Below are 17,413 nucleotides of genomic sequence, written 5' to 3'. Positions count from 1 at the left end.
GCAAAGCCCGGATCGGCCTAGTTTCTTCGAATGCTATTGCACGCAACAAGCATCTTCTCGTCAGCCATGACGCGCTGGCCATTGCCGCGCTGCCACATGCTCTGGAGCCAAAAACTATTCGTGTCAGACATCCTGCTGTTGGGGACCAGGATGAATGGGGCGGGCTCATCTGAGCGATAGGTTTCGGCAAAGTGTTTCGCGTCGTCCAAGCTAGGAAGCTGCAACGCAACCCCTTCATAACCATCCGGCCCCTGCAGATGATACTTTCTCGCATCATCCCCAATCTGGGTAAGCTTGAACTTCATCGGCAGGGTGCTCAGGATGACGCATGTGTCCGCAGCGTTGCACGCTCCCCACACAGAGCATGACCATGGCGGCGGCCCCGGCTGCTCCACAGCCATTGCAGCCGAAAGAGGGGAAAGAAGCATAAGCATTACCCAAAATCTCATAGGCGCTGTTCCTTGATAGGCCGGTTCGGAGCCAACATAACTTACCCATGATAATCCACCAGAACTGATACACATCTGGGGCCAGATGGCCCTAATTGGCTCCGTTCTCCCGGTGATGGCAATGCCCGCTTGGCGCAAAGCGGTCGGTAGACGGCCCTCGTAAAATCTCCCTCGGTGAGAGCATTGCGAGACTGCAGAACTGGCTATACGCTTCTTGATCAAGGACGACAGCATGATCGGCAACCCAACCTCGGCACCACGAAGGGCAACAGGTCAATGATGGCAACTTCATTTTGGGTGGTTGGCGCAGCGAAACACGCGATTCGAGTTCTGGTTTTCCTTTCGCTCGCGGTCAGCGGGGTTTTCGCGGCTGAGTCCCCTCAGGGACGGGATGAACTGAAGGCATTTCCCGAGGCGACCGCCGGCCAACAACGGCACGTCATCTTCCTTCCAAAGCGTACAGACGAAGATGCGCGACGGGTTGGCGTGATCGTAGGCCGAACCGAATTGGTGGACTGCAATCGGCATACCTTTGGCGCCCGGTTGGAGACGCGTACGGTCGATGGCTGGGGATATGACTACTACGTCGTCACCGGGGTTGGCGCCGTCGCGAGTACGCAAATGGCCTGCCCAGGTAGCGCCAAGAAAAGAACGTTCGTGCGTAGCTCGGACGAGCCGCTCCTACGATACAACAGCAGGCTTCCCCTCGTCGTGTTCGCACCTGCCGACGTGGAAATCCGGTACCGAATCTGGAAAGCTGGCCCAGAGCGAACGGCAGACTGACCAGCATCGTTCATCGTTTCTCATGCTTGACACGGCGGTCCGGCTCTGAGAATTTTGATTGATGGGGCAGCGATCGCCCCACGAGGCCACGGCCGAAGAATCGCGTCCTGTAAACCCGCTTCAACGGAGGACGCGCCATCATGCCGTCATTTCTTGAAATCACATCAGACAAGCTTAACCGCATCGTGGGCACGCCTGGCGCGCCGACGTTGATCGACGTCCGGATCGACGAGGATTTCGATGCCGACGCGCGTCTGCTCCCCGGCTCCGTCAGGCACGACTACCGTACGGTCGGGGAATGGGGACCGTCACTTACCGGATCGGCCGTCATCATTTGCCAACAGGGCCGCAAGCTCAGCCACGGCGTGGCTGCCCATCTCCGACACGCCGGGATCGTCGCCGAAGTGCTCGAGGGTGGCTTCGAGGCATGGCGGCAGGCAGACGGGCTTCTCGTTCCGGAAGACAAGCTCCCCCGTCGCGATGATTGCGGCCGCACCGTCTGGGTGACGCGCTCGCGTCCGAAGATCGACAGGATCGCCTGCCCGTGGCTGATCCGGCGGTTTGTTGACCCTAATGCCGTCTTCCTCTTCGTTCCGGCATCGGAAGTTGCGCTTGTCGGCGATCGCTTCGGGGCGACGCCCTTCGACATCGAAGAGGTGTTCTGGTCCCACCGGGGCGAACTCTGCACCTTCGACGTCATGATCGAGGAGTTCGGCCTGAAATCCCGCCCTCTCCTGCACCTGGCGACCATCGTACGGGGCGCGGACACGGCGCGGCCGGAGCTTGCGCCCGAGGTCGCGGGGCTGCTTGCAGCATCACTCGGACTGTCCCGCATGTTCAACGACGATCTGGAGCAACTGGAAGCAGGCCTGACGCTTTACGACGCTTTCTATCGGTGGTGCCGGGACGCGACCAGCGAAACCCACAACTGGCCCAACGCAAGGCAGGACAGTAACATGGCAGCCGTGGTCAACGAAGATGCCCGGTCCTCCGGAACGGGCGATCATGAACTGCCGTTCTCCGAGGGAGTTAAGGTCTGGGCAAGAGTGGCGGCACTGAGCTTCGGCGGCCCCGCCGGCCAGATCGCCGTCATGCACAGGATCATAGTCGAGGAGAAGCGCTGGATCGGCGAGGAACGGTTCCTGCATGCTCTGAACTACTGCACGCTCTTGCCAGGCCCCGAGGCACAGCAACTGGCGATCTACATCGGCTGGCTGTTGCACAAGACCAAGGGAGGCATCGTCGCCGGAACACTGTTCGTGCTTCCCGGCGCGGTCGCGATCATGGGATTGAGCTGGATCTACGCGATCTTCGGCAATGCCGGCGCGGTCCAAGCATTGTTCTTCGGTCTGAAAGCGGCCGTTCTGGCCATCGTGCTCGGGGCAGTCCTTCGCATCGGCAGCCGATCACTGAAGAACAAGGTGATGATGGGCCTTGCGGCCGCTGCTTTCGTTGCTCTTTGGCTTTTCCAGGCTCCGTTTCCATTGGTGGTGGTCACCGCCGGCCTGATCGGCTTTATCGGCGGCAAGGCTGGCTGGGCTGCGTTCTCGACAGGGGGAGGCCATGGAAAGATCGGCGGCAGACAGGTCGCGGACGCCGACAGTTTGCTCGGTGAAGGCGTGCCGGCGCATACGCGTCCAAATGCCGTCTGGTTGCTGAAGGTCGCAGCAGTTGGTGCGGTCGCATGGTTTGGACCGATCATTCTCCCGTTCGCGTTCCTCGGTTCCCACAACGTCTTTTCCGATATCGCCGTGTTTTTCTCCAAGATGGCGATGGTGACATTCGGCGGGGCCTACGCGGTGCTGTCCTATGTTGCCCAGGAGGCGGTGAACCGCTACGGCTGGCTGAAGCCCGGCGAGATGCTAGACGGCTTGGGCCTTGCGGAGACGACACCCGGTCCGCTGATCATGGTGACCCAGTTCGTTGGGTTCATGGGCGCCTATCGCGCGCCCGGCGGACTCTCGCCGTTGCTTGCCGGAACGCTTGGGGGCCTGCTGACGACGTGGGTCACCTTCGTTCCCTGCTTCGTGTGGATCCTGCTCGGCGCTCCGTTCATGGAGAATCTGCGTCGCAACAAGGCCCTCTCTGCGGCACTGGCGGCCATCACGGCCGCGGTGGTGGGCATCATCCTCAACCTCGCCGTATGGTTCGCCCTGCACGTCCTGTTCTCAGAAGTCCGAAAGGTGAGCGGCTTTGGAATGACGCTCGACGTGCCGGTTCTGAGTTCCGTCAACCTGCCGTCGCTGGTGCTGACGATTGCCGCCGTCCTTGCGGTGTTCCGTTTCAAGGTCGGCATGCTGACAGTGCTGGCGTCAAGCGCAGTTGTGGGACTGGCCTATGGCCTGACGTTTGGAGTCCATCCGTGAGCGCTTCACGCCCGCGTTATTTCTTCTTCTCTTGATCGTGGTGCCACTTGATGGCGAAGAACATCCCCGTGCCTAAAACGAGAATCTTGAGCGGAAAGAAGACTATAGGGAACCAATCCCACATTTCGGATATTCCAGGCTAATATTTGACACTATCTATCGTGAGGGAGCACTACCGCAAAACTGCTGCATACGACATCAGCCATGTTGACGCAGATGGGATCATGACGTCCCCTCGCGCAGCATGAGTGGGCTTGCCCCTTGTTCCAAATCAGCTTCCGGAGAGCTGGGCATGACTTACTGATTGACCGGGGGCCCTTTCTTTTTATGACGGTTTTGTGACATAAGGGCGCTTCAAGTGTTCGGTCTTAACGTCCCACAGGAAGAGCCGACATGTTGCATCAACGTCGTCGTGCCGAGGATCAATTGTTGATCGCCAATAGAGTAGTTCCGCAAGCGGCAGCCATTTGCCTGGTCCTTCGGGAGAATGCGGATCCTCAGGTGATGCTTGTGCGCAGCAGGCGAACAGGGCAGTGGGGGATTCCGAAGGGCGGGATAGAGCCTGGGGAGTTGAGCTGGAAGGCTGCCGAACGTGAAGCCTTTGAAGAGGCAGGAGTAGTCGGCGTCGCCAACTCATCACCGGTCGGGCACTTCAGTTACACAAAACACGGAAATCTCAATCGGTATCGACTGGCGGTTCATGTTCTTGTGCAAGAGCGGATCGTTGACCAATACCCCGAGCAAGGGGTGCGGGAGCGACGATTATTTCCGATCACGGATGCGATTGAGGCCCTGAAGTCCTCGGAAACCAGCCACATGTGCGTCGACGTGCTAGAGCGTTTCCAGGTCGCAACGCCTTTTGACGCCTAGCAGCGGGCGACCCGAAATATCACAACACCTCACTCAGTAAGGTCAGTGTCTACCGAGGGCACAGGATCGCGCGTCGTCACCGCTACAACACCCCCGCCGCAGCCAGCCTGTTGTGAGCGTCGGTCATAACCGGCAGGTAGAGTGCGCTCAGCCCTTTCGCAAAGGTAGCGGCAAGGTGATCCGCATCCTTGTAGAGTGGCAGCCCGTTTCGCACGGCGTCGCAATGTTCGTCGTGGCAGATTGCCGGAAGAGGGTCGATGATCGAGGCGCCATATTGGGCGGCCGCGCGGGCCAGGATCGAACGCGAGAGCGCCTGGCGCTTCTCGATATAATCAAAGGGCGGCGCAACGTCGGTGGAGGCGCCCTCCATCATCGCCTTGGCGACTGCCTCGGGCATGTAACGACCCATCTCGGGAACGTCGGAGACAAGCACGACCTTGGTGCCCAGCCTCTGCAGTTCCGCCATGAGGCTGTCGAGCGTTTCCACCACCGATTGAGACCTGTCTTCCACTGGAGGCGGCACCGAGGGATCGAAATATGGCCCCTGGTTGGGCATTTCGGCATCGTGGACATATTTGGGCCAGTATGCGACGAGGAAGACCAGCGGGATATGGCGCGATACGATGAGATCATGCACTGCTTCATTGAAACGTCCGCAGCGGTCGGTGAGCCCTCGCTTGAGCTGCACGCCAGGCAGTGGCGGGCAGGATGAATGCCCGGCAAACAGCCCTTGCATGCCTACCTGCGCTGCGGCGGCATCGATCGCCGGAGCCATCGCGCCGGAATGGGAGTCTCCCCACACGAGGAAGGATGGCTTGCTTGCGTCCTCAATACCAAGTTTGCAGAGCCTACCGGCACGAATATCCGCAACGGCAGGGCCGTCGGTGTCGGAATCGGCAAAACATGGCGGTAGGCTGAAGCGGCTCTCGTCGTAGGTCGAGGCATAGACGCGCTGCACATCGGGCGCCAGGCGACCCGGCAGGCCGCTGTTTCCGGCAACATAGGCACCGAGCGAGATGGCGGCCATCACAACGGCCACGGCACCGGCAAATAGCGGCTTGCGCGCGACCGGGCTCGCGTGCCCCCTGAAGGGCTGCTCGACGAAACGCCACGACACCGTGGCGACCACCAAGGACGCGGCGATGACGAGGCCACCTTGTGACACAGAGAGCTGTCGTCCAGTCATCTCGCGGGTGAACACGATGATCGGCCAATGCCATAGATAGAGGGAATAGGAGATCAGGCCGACGAAGATCATCGGTCTGGATCGAAGGATCTTGCCAGCGGAACTCCATTCGTCCCGAGCATGAATGACGAGTGCTGCCCCGAGGCACGGCAGGAGCGCTGCCGGGCCCGGGAACAACATCCGATCGCTGAACGTGAAGACCGCCACAGCGATGAGCAGAATACCTGCGAAAGCCAGCCCTGCCCGCGTCCTGGGCTGCCATGGCCTTGGCACGGCGTTGAGAGCCAGCAGCGCTCCCAGAAGAAGTTCCCATGCACGAAACTGCAGGAGATAGAACGTCGCTGCCTGAGATCGGAACAGCATCCACGTGCTCGCTGCGAACGACACTGCCAGCAAGGCTCCCAGCACAAGCACCGCGTATCGCCGCGCAAATCGATGGACGGCAAGCAGCAACAATGGAAACAGGATGTAGAACTGTTCTTCTACAGCGAGCGACCAAGTGTGCAACAACGGCTTCATCTGCGCGCCGATGTCGAAGTAGCCGTTTTCCTTCTCGAACTGGATGTTCGATGCGAACAGTGCGGCAGCCTTCAGACTGCGCCCGAAGTAGGCGAATTCGGCAGGCATCAGCAGGAACCAGCCAGCCACGGATGATGCCGCAAGGAGGGCGAACAACGCGGGAAAGATCCTGCGAATGCGGCGTTCGTAGAAGCGCGTCAGGCTGAAGGTGCCGCGATCGAGCTCTCCTGAGATCAGCGATGCCATCAGGAAGCCGGAGATGACGAAGAAGACATCGACCCCAACGAATCCACCGCCAAATCCCGGGATGCCCGCGTGATAGAAAACGACCGGAAGGATCGCCAGCGCGCGCAGCCCGTCAATGTCGGGCCGGTAGGAAATCTCGCCGTGCGGAGGTGTGCTGATCGCGACCAAATGCGCCGAGCGCTCTGCGATGATGTTCAAATGCTGGCCTCTGAGTCCGGCTGCGCCCTGGGGATTGGTGGGTCACCGGTAGCCGCTTGAACTGACGGAAAGCTGAACAATCAATCCCGCGCGCATCTTGCCGCAGGGTGTCACTCCTCAAAGCCCGGTTTCTGCTCAGCAAACCGGGGCGCGCCGACGCACGCCGTACGGCCTCGCCCCTCGCCCGCGCCGCATTCAAAAACCGGTGATCAACTCAATCTTGGAGCCGTCGCTGAAGCGCGACAGCCGGAATGCCGTGGGATCGACGACAGGCTGGCCGCCGGTCACGATATCGGCCATCAAACGTCCTGCTGCCGGACCGATGCCGAAGCCGTGTCCGGAAAAACCGGTGGCGATATGGAATCCCGGAACGCTGTCCACCGCGGAAATGACCGGCACGGCATCCGGTGTGACGTCGATACACCCTGCCCAGCGCTGCGCGATCCTGACATTCTCGAAGACAGGAAAATCCCGCTTGAGATCGACCAGCGCCTTGTCCGCCAACCGCCGCGATGGCGCAGGATCGAGCACGCGATTGTATTCGAAGGGGCTGGCCTCATCCATCGACCATGTCCTGGAAAGCCTGAGTTCATCGAGGAACCGCCACCCGAGGCGGAAGGAAAGCGACTGCCACTCCGCACGCAATGCCGGTAGGAAGGATTTGGCGTAGCGAAACGATGCCGGCACGATGTCGACGATGTTGTCGTGGCCCGAAGCGATGGTATAGCCGCCGTCCTGCCGCTTGCGGATCGCAACGTCCTTCGACCAGATGGTTTGCTCCGGTCCGCCGTCAATCGGCTCACTGCGCATGACGCTGTTGATCACCTTGAGCTGCGGCAGATCGATTCCGAAGCGCCCGGAGAACAGATTGGACCACGCGCCGCCTGCGAGCACCACGGCCTTGCAGGCGATCGAGCCGCGCTCGGTAATCACGCCGCTCACCGCGCCGCCGGCCGTCTCGATCCCGCGAACGGCGCACTCCGTCAAAATCGCCGCTCCGCGATCACGCGCCGCCTCGGCAATTGCTGGCGTCGCGCGTTGCGGCTCGGCGCGGCCATCCGCTGGGGTATAGAGTGCACCCGCCTGAGCGAGCCGCGAGCCCGGCAACAGGTCGCGGAATTGGCTCGCCGTCAGCATGCGCGTCTCGATCTGATGCGCTTCGAGATTCGCCCGCCAGCGGTCGTTGGCATCGAACTCCTTCTCGTCCGCGCAGGCAAAGACGATGCCGGCACGTCTGAAGCCCGTATCGCGGCCAGTCCGTGCGTCCAACCCGTCCCAGATACGCAGTGCTTCCGCCATGAGCGGCACCTCCCGGGGATCGCGCATCGAGATACGCACCCATCCCCAGTTTCGGCTCGATTGCTCCTGGCCAATGCCGCCCTTTTCGCAGAGCGCGACGCGCAAACCGCGTTCGGCAAGCTCCAGCGCCGTGGAACTACCGACAATGCCGCCGCCAATGACGACGACATCGCATTCCTTCGGCAGCTCCGCGTCTCCATGGACGGGAACGACATAGGGACCAGGCATAGGGATAGATCTCCAGGCAGGCGGGTGGGACTCAGTCGCTCACCTTCCTATCGCGTCAGAGCGTGTTTAGGAACAGCCATCCGATCCCAGCGCCGCGAGGCCACAGAGCTCCTGATGGAGCCTCATTCGTTCGGAAACGCAAAGACGTCGACGGGCTGCCCGAGCCCCCGCAGCGGGAATGAACCAAGGGACTCCATATCGGCCTGGCAGGACGCCATTTCCACGAATGCCCCGGAGAGAAGCACGGGTCGCTTGATCTCCTTCGTCAGGCTTTCAAGCCGCGAAGCCACGTTGACGGCAGGGCCGATCACCGTAAAGTCGAGGCGGCGGCGGGAACCGATATTGCCATACATAACATCCCCGACATGGACTCCGATGCCGTAGCGAAGCACCTCGCGACCGTCTTTGCTGTTCTGCTCGTTGAGGGCCGCGATTGCCACCTCGGCCTCCTTTATGGCGCTTAGCAGATCCGCGCAGGCCGTGGGATTGGTCAAGGGGAAGATCGCCAGCATGCCGTCGCCCATGAATTTCAGTATTTCACCGCCATGCCGCTCGATCGGCTCGGACATCGCGTCGAAATAGGCGTTGAGCAGTTCGATGACATCATCGCGCGGCCAGTGATCCGATATGGTCGTGAAATCGCGCAGGTCGCAAATGAGGATCGCCGCCCCGACCGTTGCGCCGCTGCCGCGGGTCGTTGCCCCCGCCAGGATCTGCTCGCTCGCATGTGGGCCTACATAGGTCTGCAGCAACGTGCGCGCCAGAATGTTCTTCAGGCGGATCTCAGTCACCAGCGTCAGCGCCGGCAGAAGGTCTTCGAGCATTCCGACGTGCGCATCGGTGAAGCCGCCGGGCCGGTCGCTGCCAAACGTCACGATATGGCGCTTGCCAAGCGTGTGCTCCATCGGCCACGCGATATACTCGGTCAGCCCCTCCTGCCGTAGCTCGTCATAAAATTCGTGATGGCCATCGCCCTCGCGCATCGTCGCCAGATTCTTGCGGACTTCGCGCGCACCGCTGAATATCTCGTTCACCGGGCTCTTCAGGAACTGCGGTGTGTTTTCGATGCCGTAGCCGAAGGTGGCGATCTTCGCCTCCTTCAGACCCGTGCTCCATAAAATCCGCGCACCCAGCCACTGCGGATGGTGGGTTCGGAAATGCATCGTCGCCCGGGCCACCGGAACCCCCTCGTCCCGCAACCTTTCGCACAGCTGCACCAGGATATTGTCGATGAAGCGCTCATCGCGAGTCTCTTTCACCAGCCAATCGAGGATCTTTGTGCGCTGCCGCGGCCACGCCGGTTCGCTCTCGTCGCGCAAATCAGGCGTGGGGCTCGGAAAGGATTGCATGGCGGACACTCCGGAGATGCCAGAAAACGGGTACAACTGGAAAAACGTTCCTGCTTCGCAAGATGGGGTTCCCCATCGTGGAATGGAATGGCCACCACCATAAGATCGGTGGAATTTTTACCCCTTAGCCGAGAATCTGCCGCGTTGCGGCAATCGTCTCTGCACTTGACGCCAAAGGCCGGTATTCAAGGCCGATCGCGCCGCTGTAGCCTTGCTCGATCAGCCAGCCGACGCGTTTGCGCAAGTCGATCTCGCCGCTGCCAGGCTCGTTGCGCCCAGGGTGATCGGCGATGTGCACATGGAAGACGCGGTCGATATTGTCGTCGATCACCGCCGGGGTATGCTCTCCCATCACGGCGGAATGATAGACGTCGTAGATGATGCCGATCTCGGCGCGACCGGTCGCCTTGGCCACTTCGATCCCTTCCACCGTCGAGTGCAGGAAGTAACCGACGTGGTCGATCAGCGTATTCAAGGGCTCGACGCCCAACCGCACGCCGCTACCTTCCAGCACCTCGCCGGCGCGGGTCAACGTCTCGACCAGCGCAGCCTTCTGCTCCTCCCGCGACTTGCCGTCGAGATCATCGCCCGCCTGGGCAATCAGCGTGTGCGCGCCCAGGCGCCTTGCGACGTCGATCGAACGCTTCAATCCATCGAGAAAGGCATCGCGATTGGCACTGTCCGTGAGCGGAATCATCGGCTCGGCAACGAAGCTGGCGAGTTCGATGCCGGTTTCGTTCAAGGCCCACTCGATGCTGCCGAGATCCTTGTTCGTCCACTTCCAGAACTCCACCGCCTCCAGGCCGCTCTTGTGCGCCAGTCGGATACGGTCGGCAAAATTGTCAGCCTCGGCTGCAAACAACCACTCTACGCATGCGGATAATTTCATGATGCCCTCTTCCCGAATTTGCACTGATCAGGACGCAATCGTCACCGGATTGCAATAGGACAAAGACTCCCGGTGGCTTTTTACGCGCAACTGGCTGATCAGGGGTTGTGTCGGCCGCATACCAAACCTACAAGATCACCCGCGCACGATCGTGCGTATCGCCTCCCGGAGTAGCGCAATGCGATTTGCACCGCAGCACAGAATCTATGTCTGTTTCTTCCTGTTTGCCGTGTCGATGGGCGCGTTGCTCGCTCGCATGCCCGACCTGCAGATGGCGCTTGGGGTCGATAAGTCCGAACTTGGGCTGACGTTGATCGGTGCTGCAATCGGGGCGCTGATTTCATTGACCTTCGCGTCGCCGATCATCGCACGCCTGGGCGCCAGAACCACGGCTTTCATCACCGTCCTGGGAAGCTCCGCCCTGCTCGCATCCGTGCCCTGGGCAACGAGCGCACCGCTCGTCTTCGCGATTCTCTTCTTCGAGGGACTTCTTGCCGGCGCGCTGGAAATCAATCTCAACGTCGAGATCGACCGCATCGAGGCGCAACTCGGTCGCGGCGTGATGAACCGGGCACATGGCTTCTGGAGCCTCGGTTTCTTTCTGACAGCTCTTGCGGCGTCCGCGATCCGGCAGGCAGGTGTGCCGATGCAGTTGCATCTCGCCCTGACCTTCACCGCCGTTGCCATCGTCGGCACCATCGCTATCGCGGGCATGCGCAATGCGCCCGCACGAGACACGGGCGAGGAGGTAAAGGCACCTCTGATCGCGCTCCCGACCTGGGGCCTGCTGCCGCTTTGCGGCATCGGTATCGCAGCCTTCCTCGTCGAAGGTGCCGGCATCGACTGGTCGGCCATCTACATGCGCGATGTCTTCGCGTCCGAACCTTTCGTTGGCGGTCTCGGGCTGACGCTTTTCACCTTCTTCATGGCCGGTGCGCGTCTGTTCATCGACCCGCAGGTCGACCGTTTCGGCGCCCATGCGGTTGCCAGCGTCCTCCTCGTTTTGGCGGCGATCGGCGTTTGTGCCGTCTGGGCAGCGCCACATCCCTATGTCGCGCTCATGGGCTTCGCGTTGATGGGCGGCGGATGCAGCGCCGTCTACCCGCTGGCGGTCTCCGCAGCCGCACAACGCACCGACCGCCCAGCGCATATCAACGTTGCGGCCCTTGGCCAGATGTCGTTCGTGGTCTTTTTCCTGGCGCCTCCGCTTCTCGGCTTCATCGCCGAGCACGCCGGCATCAGGACGGCCTACCTCGTCTGTCTGCCGTTCATCGTCTATGCGCTCGTCTCGATCAAATCGCTGGCCGGTCGCAAATCCGACCCTTCTCTTCCGGAGCTTCCTGAAAGCAGCGCGACGTGATTTGGCGTCCGCGCCGGCGGGACATCACGATGGAAAGGCTCGTTGACAGTTGACCCGATCAACCGATGCTGACAGACAATCCTTGGAATGCGCAAGGACAGTGGAGCAAGCGATGGATCAGACACTCTTTATCAGCCTGTGCAAGGGCGGTAAGTTCAAGGAGGCGCTTAACCTCGCTATCGCTGGCCACGAGGACGAAAAGTTCACGCCCAGCCGTTTCTCCATGGACAAGAAGACGGGGCTGCCGATTTTCTACCGCGGCAACAAGCGCGTCGAGCCGGATGACACCGGAACGTGGCAGTTGTCGAAGAACACGAAATTCTAAGCTGGCGCTTATTGCAGCGGCGGTCGTCCGCAGGCCGGAGCCGGATGGGCAACAGTCCGTGCTCCTCCGCCAGACAGCCGGTAACGGCTAGCGCTTAGTTGGTATTCTTGGGAAAGCCCCGGCATATCAGCCTGTTGTGAACGCGGGCTGGACCGACGATCGAGGCCGCGATATCGACGGCCAGCGCGTCATCGCCCTGACACCGCACAAATCCTTCGAGAACGACATAATCGCCCAGCGTGGATACAATAACGCGCGTGCTGTCGAAGTCCGACGATGCCTCCAGCGCGCACCGCACGGCAGCCTTGGTGGCTGATGAGCTATGCCCAGCTTCAAAGCTGCTGAGCGACCAACCATGAGCGTCCAAACGTAAAACCATGTGTTCCTCCCACTTCGGCAAGCTGGAAGGCTACCGGTCGATAGAACAGCCGTCCATTAACTATGACATGTCGGGGTATCACGCTCCGTTTACCTGCATTCCCACAAAGGACCGGCGAGCGCTGTCGCAACGTAAATGCAGCCAGGATTTACAGTAACGTACTTACCTCCGACGCCGTTCTGAAGAACTCTGCAGACGTCGAACTGCGACCATCCCATTCCGGCGGTCTGAAAGACCGCTGTCAAAGGAGAGCGTAATGTTGAATGACCTGCAGCATAGGGAGAGGCTGTCATGACCGCTTCTTTTTCGCGAAGACTTCTTGGTGCGACCGCAGCGGTTGTCCTGGGTCTCTCGTCCTTGCCACTCGCCTCTACGGCGCTTGCCCAGACGGCAAGCCCGGCGGCGAGCGGCGCGAAACCGAACATCCTCGTCATCTTTGGCGACGACATCGGCCAGTCCAACATTAGCGCCTATTCTGATGGGTTGGTCGGGTATCGAACACCGAACATCGATCGCATCGCGAACGAGGGTATGCGGTTTACGGACTACTATGCGGAAAACTCCTGCACTGCTGGCCGTTCGACCTTCATAACTGGACAGGTCTGCCTGCGCACCGGCCTCTGCAAGGTCGGCATCCCCGGAGCGACGGTCGGTCTGCAGCCGCGTGACATCACCATCGCCCAAGCGTTGAAGCCGCTGGGTTATGCCACCGGTCAGTTCGGCAAGAACCACCTTGGAGATCGCGACGAGTTTCTACCAACGCAGCACGGCTTCGATGAGTTCTTCGGCAACCTCTATCACCTGAACGCCGAGGAAGAGCCGGAGCGGCCATACTATCCGAAGAACGACCAGGACTTCGTAAAGTCGAATTCGCCGCGTGGCGTGTTGCATTCCTATGCGGATGGTAGGGTGGAGGACACCGGTGCCCTAAACCGCAAGCGGATGGAAACGATCGACGATGAAACGACCGCGGCGGCCATCGACTTCATTCAACGGCAAGCGAAGGAAGGAAAGCCCTTCTTCACCTGGATGAATACCACGCGCATGCACGCCTTCACGCATGTGAGAGAGTCGCTGCAAGGCCAAAGCGGCATGCCCGGTAACGAGTATGCCGACGGGATGATTGAGCATGATGGAGACGTGGGAAAGCTGTTGAAGGCACTTGATGACCTGAAGATCGCGGACAACACGATTGTCGTCTACACGACCGACAACGGTCCCAACCAGTGGTCATGGCCCGATGCCGCGACGACACCTTTCCGAAGCGAAAAAGACACGAACTGGGAAGGTGCATTCCGCGTTCCGGCTATGGTTCGTTGGCCAAATCATATCAAGCCAGGCGTCGTATCGAATGAGATGGTATCCGGGCTTGACTGGTTCCCTACCCTTCTTGCGGCGGCAGGCGATACGGACATCAAGCAGCGCCTCCTGACGGGAGCCAGCATCAACGGCAACCAGTTCAAGGTTCATCTCGATGGCTACAACCAGCTTCCCTACCTGACAGGACAGCAGTCGAAATCGGGACGCGAGGACTTTTACTATTTCAATGATGACGGCGCGGTCGTTGCCTATCGCTATGGCGACTGGAAGATCGTCTTCTGCGAACAACGAGAGCCGGGAGGCTTCCAGGTGTGGGCCAATCCGTTTACCTGCCTTCGCGCGCCAAAGGTCTTCAACCTGCGGATGGACCCCTTCGAGCGGGCGGACACGGTCTCTGACCAGTACTATGACTGGCTGGCGAAAAACGCCTATCTGATCCAATACGGCGTCTGGCGCGTTGCACCGTTCCTGCAGACGTTCAAGGATTATCCCCCGAGCCAACACCCGGCAAGCTTCAGCATCGACCAGATGGTGGAAGCCTTGATGCGAAGCGTGGAGCAAGGACCCGCCGCCGGCAAGTAGCAAGGCGCTGCGAGCGGGTCGCCGTTTAAGCGGTCCGCTTAACCCGTCCTTTGGCCCCCGACATCCAGAAATAGGGCCGCGCGGACGATCTCAGGAACGGTAACGCGGCCCAACAGCATGTGGCATCCATGACCCTACGACAGCGCGAAGATCTTCACCTCTCTCGCGATGCCATGCAGTTCCTCCATCCGCGAGACCGAGTTGATGCTCCTGTCATGCAGGATCGCTGAAACATGGCTATCCGCAACAATGGCCTCCGTCGTCAGGATCACATTGGGATCGGCGAGCCCCTGAACCCGTGACGCGATATTGACCGTCTGACCGAAGTAGTCCTGCCGGTCGTTCAGGCTGACGGCAAGGCATGGCCCCTCGTGGATGCCTATCTTCAGAAGCAGATCCTCGCTGCCGCGCTCGGCATTCAGCCGCAGCATGGCCTCCCGCATCCGAAGAGCAGCAGCCACGGCGCGATCCGGGCTCGGGAAGGTTGCCATGACAGCATCCCCGATCGTCTTGACCACTGCCCCCGCTTCCGCGGCGACAATCTCATGAAGAACCCTGAAATGCGCCCGCACCAGATCGAACGCCGCGAGGTCCCCGACACGTTCGTAAAGCGCGGTCGATCCCCTCAGGTCGGTGAAAAGAAACGTCAGGCTTGTGATCTTGAGGCGCTGGTCGACATCCAGCGTATCGGTCCGGTAGATGTCCCTGAAACTCTGGTTCGTCAACAGACGCTTGGCCGTGAGGAAGGCGCGCCTTCGACCGAGAATGTCATGCAACTCATCTCCCGCGACGCAGACATTCGGCACGACCCTGCGGTCGGTATGATTTTCCAGCGTAAGGCGCAGCGGGCCGGGCCGCAGCGTAAGCGTTTCGTTCGAGGCATGACCGGGGCTGATGACCATCGACAGGTTCTGCCGCTCGGCGGTGGGTTCGCCCGTCACGTCGATGAACTGCGCCGAGTGCGTCACGGCATCGAAAATGATGACGAATTGCGCCGGTAATTGCAGCGAGACGAAAGCCCTTTCGCCCGGGTCGAGCTCGATCATCTCCAATACGCTGCTTCCAAACCGCGATTCGAAGTCCTCCGGCAGGTCGACTCCGGAACTGAAGAAGATTTGCCGATAGTACTCCATCGGGGGCAGCAGGTCGGGTTCGTGGGCCGCAATCCTGCGCACGCGCGGGCTGACGGTAAACGTAACCTCGACCATCTCGTCGAGGGTCGGTTCATATCCGGCCGCACAGAGCGCGCAATGGTAGCTCTCCTGGTCGACACCTTTCAGTGTAGTGCCGCTATCCAGGACGCCGCCACACCCCGGACAAAGAACATTCCATGTCATCTCGAACAGACCTATTCGGGCTGCGTGGAGAAGCGCCGCGATGGTTTTCTCCTGATCGAGATGATGCTTGTCGGCGAATGCGAGCGCATTGATACGATTGAGATCGCGGTCGGAGCCGCGCATGACCACGCTCTCTATGCACTCGACCGTCTGCGGATCGGCAGCCTGTCGCAGGGTGGCAAAAAGCACGTCTACTTCGCTCATTCGACAGGTCTCCGCGTGTAACGCGATGGCGAACAACGCCAGCCTATCAAAATTATAGCACGAGAAATTCTTCACCGATATCGCGGTGCCCGGCTCGAAAATCGTTTGGTCTAGCCGACAAAAAATGCACCCGGCGGCCGTGATGACGGCGACGGCACACCATCTGCGAATCATCCGATGTTCGTTCGTCTACGACGAAAACCGAATCGCTTTCGATGGCATTGCCGCTTCAATTTAAAGAAGTGATTCTGTCGGAAACTTTGCGAGAAAAATCAGGTGACATGGACATTTCTCGACCTGTTACCACGTGCGCCCAAAGGGCGTTTCTATCTGCTATTTGAGAGTAGAAACAAGAGTTTGGTGGGTGATGTAGGGCTCGAACCTACGACCCGCTGATTAAGAGTCAGCTGCTCTACCAACTGAGCTAATCACCCGTCCGCCGCGCTTGTTTGCGTGGTGTGAGAGGGCGTATAAACAGGATCGTTCAGCTTGTCTAGCGCCCTTCCGAAAATTCTTTCAACAATCGCGAAGTTTTTGTGCATGGCTGAAATGCAATGAAATCAAAGGTCCAATGTACCGCTTGCGAGACGCACTGCCTGGCCACCAATCCGGGCGTTGGAAATCGCCCCGCCTTCGATATCCATATGCAGATGAATGAATGAGGGACGGCCCATTTCCACACCCTGTTCGATCAACACGCCATGGTGACCATCCGTCAGACGGTCGAAGTGGTGGATCGCGCCCGAGAGCGCTGCCGCCGCCGAGCCGGTCGCCGGGTCCTCCACGATGCCCATGCCGCTGGCGAACATCCGCGTGTGGAACTTCGCGACGTGGTTCACGCCACCGCGACAGTAGATGTAGGCGGAGGCAAGCGCGCCATCGACGAATGGCACGGTCGTTTCCCACAGCTGCGGATCGAAATCGAGCCGCTGTGCCGCACCGACGTCGTGCACCGGCACCATCAGAAACGGAACGCCGGCGCTCCACAGTGAGGGCAAATGGTTCTCGAACCCGATCTCGGTCACTTTCAGCGATAGGGCATTGGCGATGCCCAGCCGGTCGAGCGGCATGTTGATCTGCTGCGATTTCCGCGGCAGGTCGAATTCCGCAAAGCTCGCATCCTCGGCCTTGAGCTTGACCGCGCAGCGTACGGGCCCGACGTTCTCCTCCAGCACCGAGACGATATCGATCGTGCTGCCGCCATGCGCCTGCTCGGCCAGCGCAATGGCCGTTCCCACGGTCGGATGCCCGGCAAACGGCAGTTCGCGGCCGGGCGTGAAAATGCGAAGTCGCGCCGTATAGGCCGGATTACTGGCACGCTGGACGAAGACCGTCTCCGAGAGATTGAACTCCTTGGCGATCGCCTGCATCGCCTCGTCGCTCAAGCCGTCACCGTCGAAGATAACGGCCAGTGGGTTTCCGGCAAGCCGGCGATCGGTGAACACGTCATAGACGCTGTAGCTGCGCGCCACATCGGCCTCCTACTGTCGATCCTCGTGCGTCAACCTGCCCGACACCGAAAGC

The 17,413-nt window shown here is 60.3% G+C and carries 14 protein-coding genes and 1 tRNA gene; 6 read left to right on the top strand and 9 right to left on the bottom strand.

Annotated features, from left to right (window positions below):
• Positions 1-17 precede the first annotated feature (17 nt).
• Complete coding sequence (locus A6U87_RS23385) at positions 18-305, bottom strand: hypothetical protein (protein WP_141684034.1); 288 nt, start codon at positions 303-305, stop codon at positions 18-20.
• A gap of 420 nt (positions 306-725) precedes the next feature.
• Between A6U87_RS23385 and eco the strand changes: the two genes are divergently transcribed.
• From eco to A6U87_RS23370, 3 genes are all read left to right on the top strand, one after another.
• On the top strand, positions 726-1,232 hold the full coding sequence (gene eco, locus A6U87_RS23380; protein ID WP_342587910.1) for a serine protease inhibitor ecotin: 507 nt from the start codon (positions 726-728) through the stop codon (positions 1,230-1,232).
• A 140-nt stretch (positions 1,233-1,372) separates the two neighbouring features.
• Positions 1,373-3,598 carry a chromate efflux transporter gene (gene chrA / locus A6U87_RS29415; protein ID WP_083199660.1) on the top strand — a complete coding sequence of 742 codons (2,226 nt, stop codon included), beginning with the start codon at positions 1,373-1,375 and terminating at the stop codon, positions 3,596-3,598.
• Positions 3,599-3,991: 393 nt separating this feature from the next.
• Positions 3,992-4,468, top strand: a complete 477-nt coding sequence (locus A6U87_RS23370) for an NUDIX hydrolase (RefSeq protein ID WP_065693695.1) — start codon at positions 3,992-3,994, stop codon at positions 4,466-4,468.
• An 82-nt stretch (positions 4,469-4,550) separates the two neighbouring features.
• Here the strand turns inward: A6U87_RS23370 and A6U87_RS23365 are convergent, their stop codons facing one another.
• The 4 genes from A6U87_RS23365 to A6U87_RS23350 all read right to left on the bottom strand — a co-directional run bounded on the left by A6U87_RS23365 (position 4,551) and on the right by A6U87_RS23350 (position 10,385).
• On the bottom strand, positions 4,551-6,608 hold the full coding sequence (locus tag A6U87_RS23365; protein WP_244499563.1) for an acyltransferase family protein: 2,058 nt from the start codon (positions 6,606-6,608) through the stop codon (positions 4,551-4,553).
• 204 nt (positions 6,609-6,812) lie between these two features.
• Complete coding sequence (locus A6U87_RS23360; RefSeq protein WP_065693694.1) at positions 6,813-8,144, bottom strand: FAD-binding oxidoreductase; 1,332 nt, start codon at positions 8,142-8,144, stop codon at positions 6,813-6,815.
• A 122-nt stretch (positions 8,145-8,266) separates the two neighbouring features.
• Positions 8,267-9,493, bottom strand: a complete 1,227-nt coding sequence (locus A6U87_RS23355; protein WP_065693693.1) for an adenylate/guanylate cyclase domain-containing protein — start codon at positions 9,491-9,493, stop codon at positions 8,267-8,269.
• A 124-nt stretch (positions 9,494-9,617) separates the two neighbouring features.
• Complete coding sequence (locus tag A6U87_RS23350) at positions 9,618-10,385, bottom strand: TIM barrel protein (protein WP_198928754.1); 768 nt, start codon at positions 10,383-10,385, stop codon at positions 9,618-9,620.
• 175 nt (positions 10,386-10,560) lie between these two features.
• On the opposite strand from A6U87_RS23350, the gene A6U87_RS23345 reads away from it, so the two are divergent.
• Together A6U87_RS23345 and A6U87_RS23340 are read left to right on the top strand one after the other, a co-directional pair.
• Positions 10,561-11,742 (top strand): MFS transporter, encoded by a 1,182-nt coding sequence (locus A6U87_RS23345; protein WP_065693691.1) that lies wholly within the window; start codon positions 10,561-10,563, stop codon positions 11,740-11,742.
• Between the two features lie 112 nt (positions 11,743-11,854).
• A complete protein-coding gene (locus A6U87_RS23340; protein ID WP_065693690.1) occupies positions 11,855-12,067 on the top strand; it encodes a hypothetical protein in 213 nt (70 codons plus the stop codon).
• 94 nt (positions 12,068-12,161) lie between these two features.
• Here A6U87_RS23340 and A6U87_RS23335 read toward each other — a convergent pair whose 3' ends face one another.
• The gene (locus A6U87_RS23335) at positions 12,162-12,446 is read right to left on the bottom strand and encodes a BON domain-containing protein (RefSeq protein WP_065693689.1); all 285 of its coding nucleotides are present in this window, start codon (positions 12,444-12,446) and stop codon (positions 12,162-12,164) included.
• Positions 12,447-12,737: 291 nt separating this feature from the next.
• Here A6U87_RS23335 and A6U87_RS23330 point away from each other — a divergent pair, with 291 nt between their 5' ends.
• Positions 12,738-14,348 (top strand): arylsulfatase, encoded by a 1,611-nt coding sequence (locus A6U87_RS23330; protein WP_065693688.1) that lies wholly within the window; start codon positions 12,738-12,740, stop codon positions 14,346-14,348.
• 134 nt (positions 14,349-14,482) lie between these two features.
• Here A6U87_RS23330 and A6U87_RS23325 read toward each other — a convergent pair whose 3' ends face one another.
• The 3 genes from A6U87_RS23325 to A6U87_RS23315 all read right to left on the bottom strand — a co-directional run bounded on the left by A6U87_RS23325 (position 14,483) and on the right by A6U87_RS23315 (position 17,361).
• Positions 14,483-15,889: an adenylate/guanylate cyclase domain-containing protein gene (locus A6U87_RS23325; RefSeq protein WP_065693687.1), complete on the bottom strand. Its 1,407-nt coding sequence runs from the start codon at positions 15,887-15,889 to the stop codon at positions 14,483-14,485.
• A 358-nt stretch (positions 15,890-16,247) separates the two neighbouring features.
• Positions 16,248-16,323 (bottom strand) — tRNA-Lys (locus A6U87_RS23320).
• A 126-nt stretch (positions 16,324-16,449) separates the two neighbouring features.
• Positions 16,450-17,361, bottom strand: a complete 912-nt coding sequence (locus tag A6U87_RS23315; RefSeq protein WP_065693686.1) for a PhzF family phenazine biosynthesis protein — start codon at positions 17,359-17,361, stop codon at positions 16,450-16,452.
• Positions 17,362-17,413: the final 52 nt, after the last annotated feature.

The organism is Rhizobium sp. AC44/96 (assembly GCF_001692185.1).
Taxonomy (GTDB): Bacteria; Pseudomonadota; Alphaproteobacteria; order Rhizobiales; family Rhizobiaceae; genus Rhizobium.
Note: the sequence above shows the minus strand (reverse complement) of the source record. Positions and strands in the feature narration are given on the sequence as shown.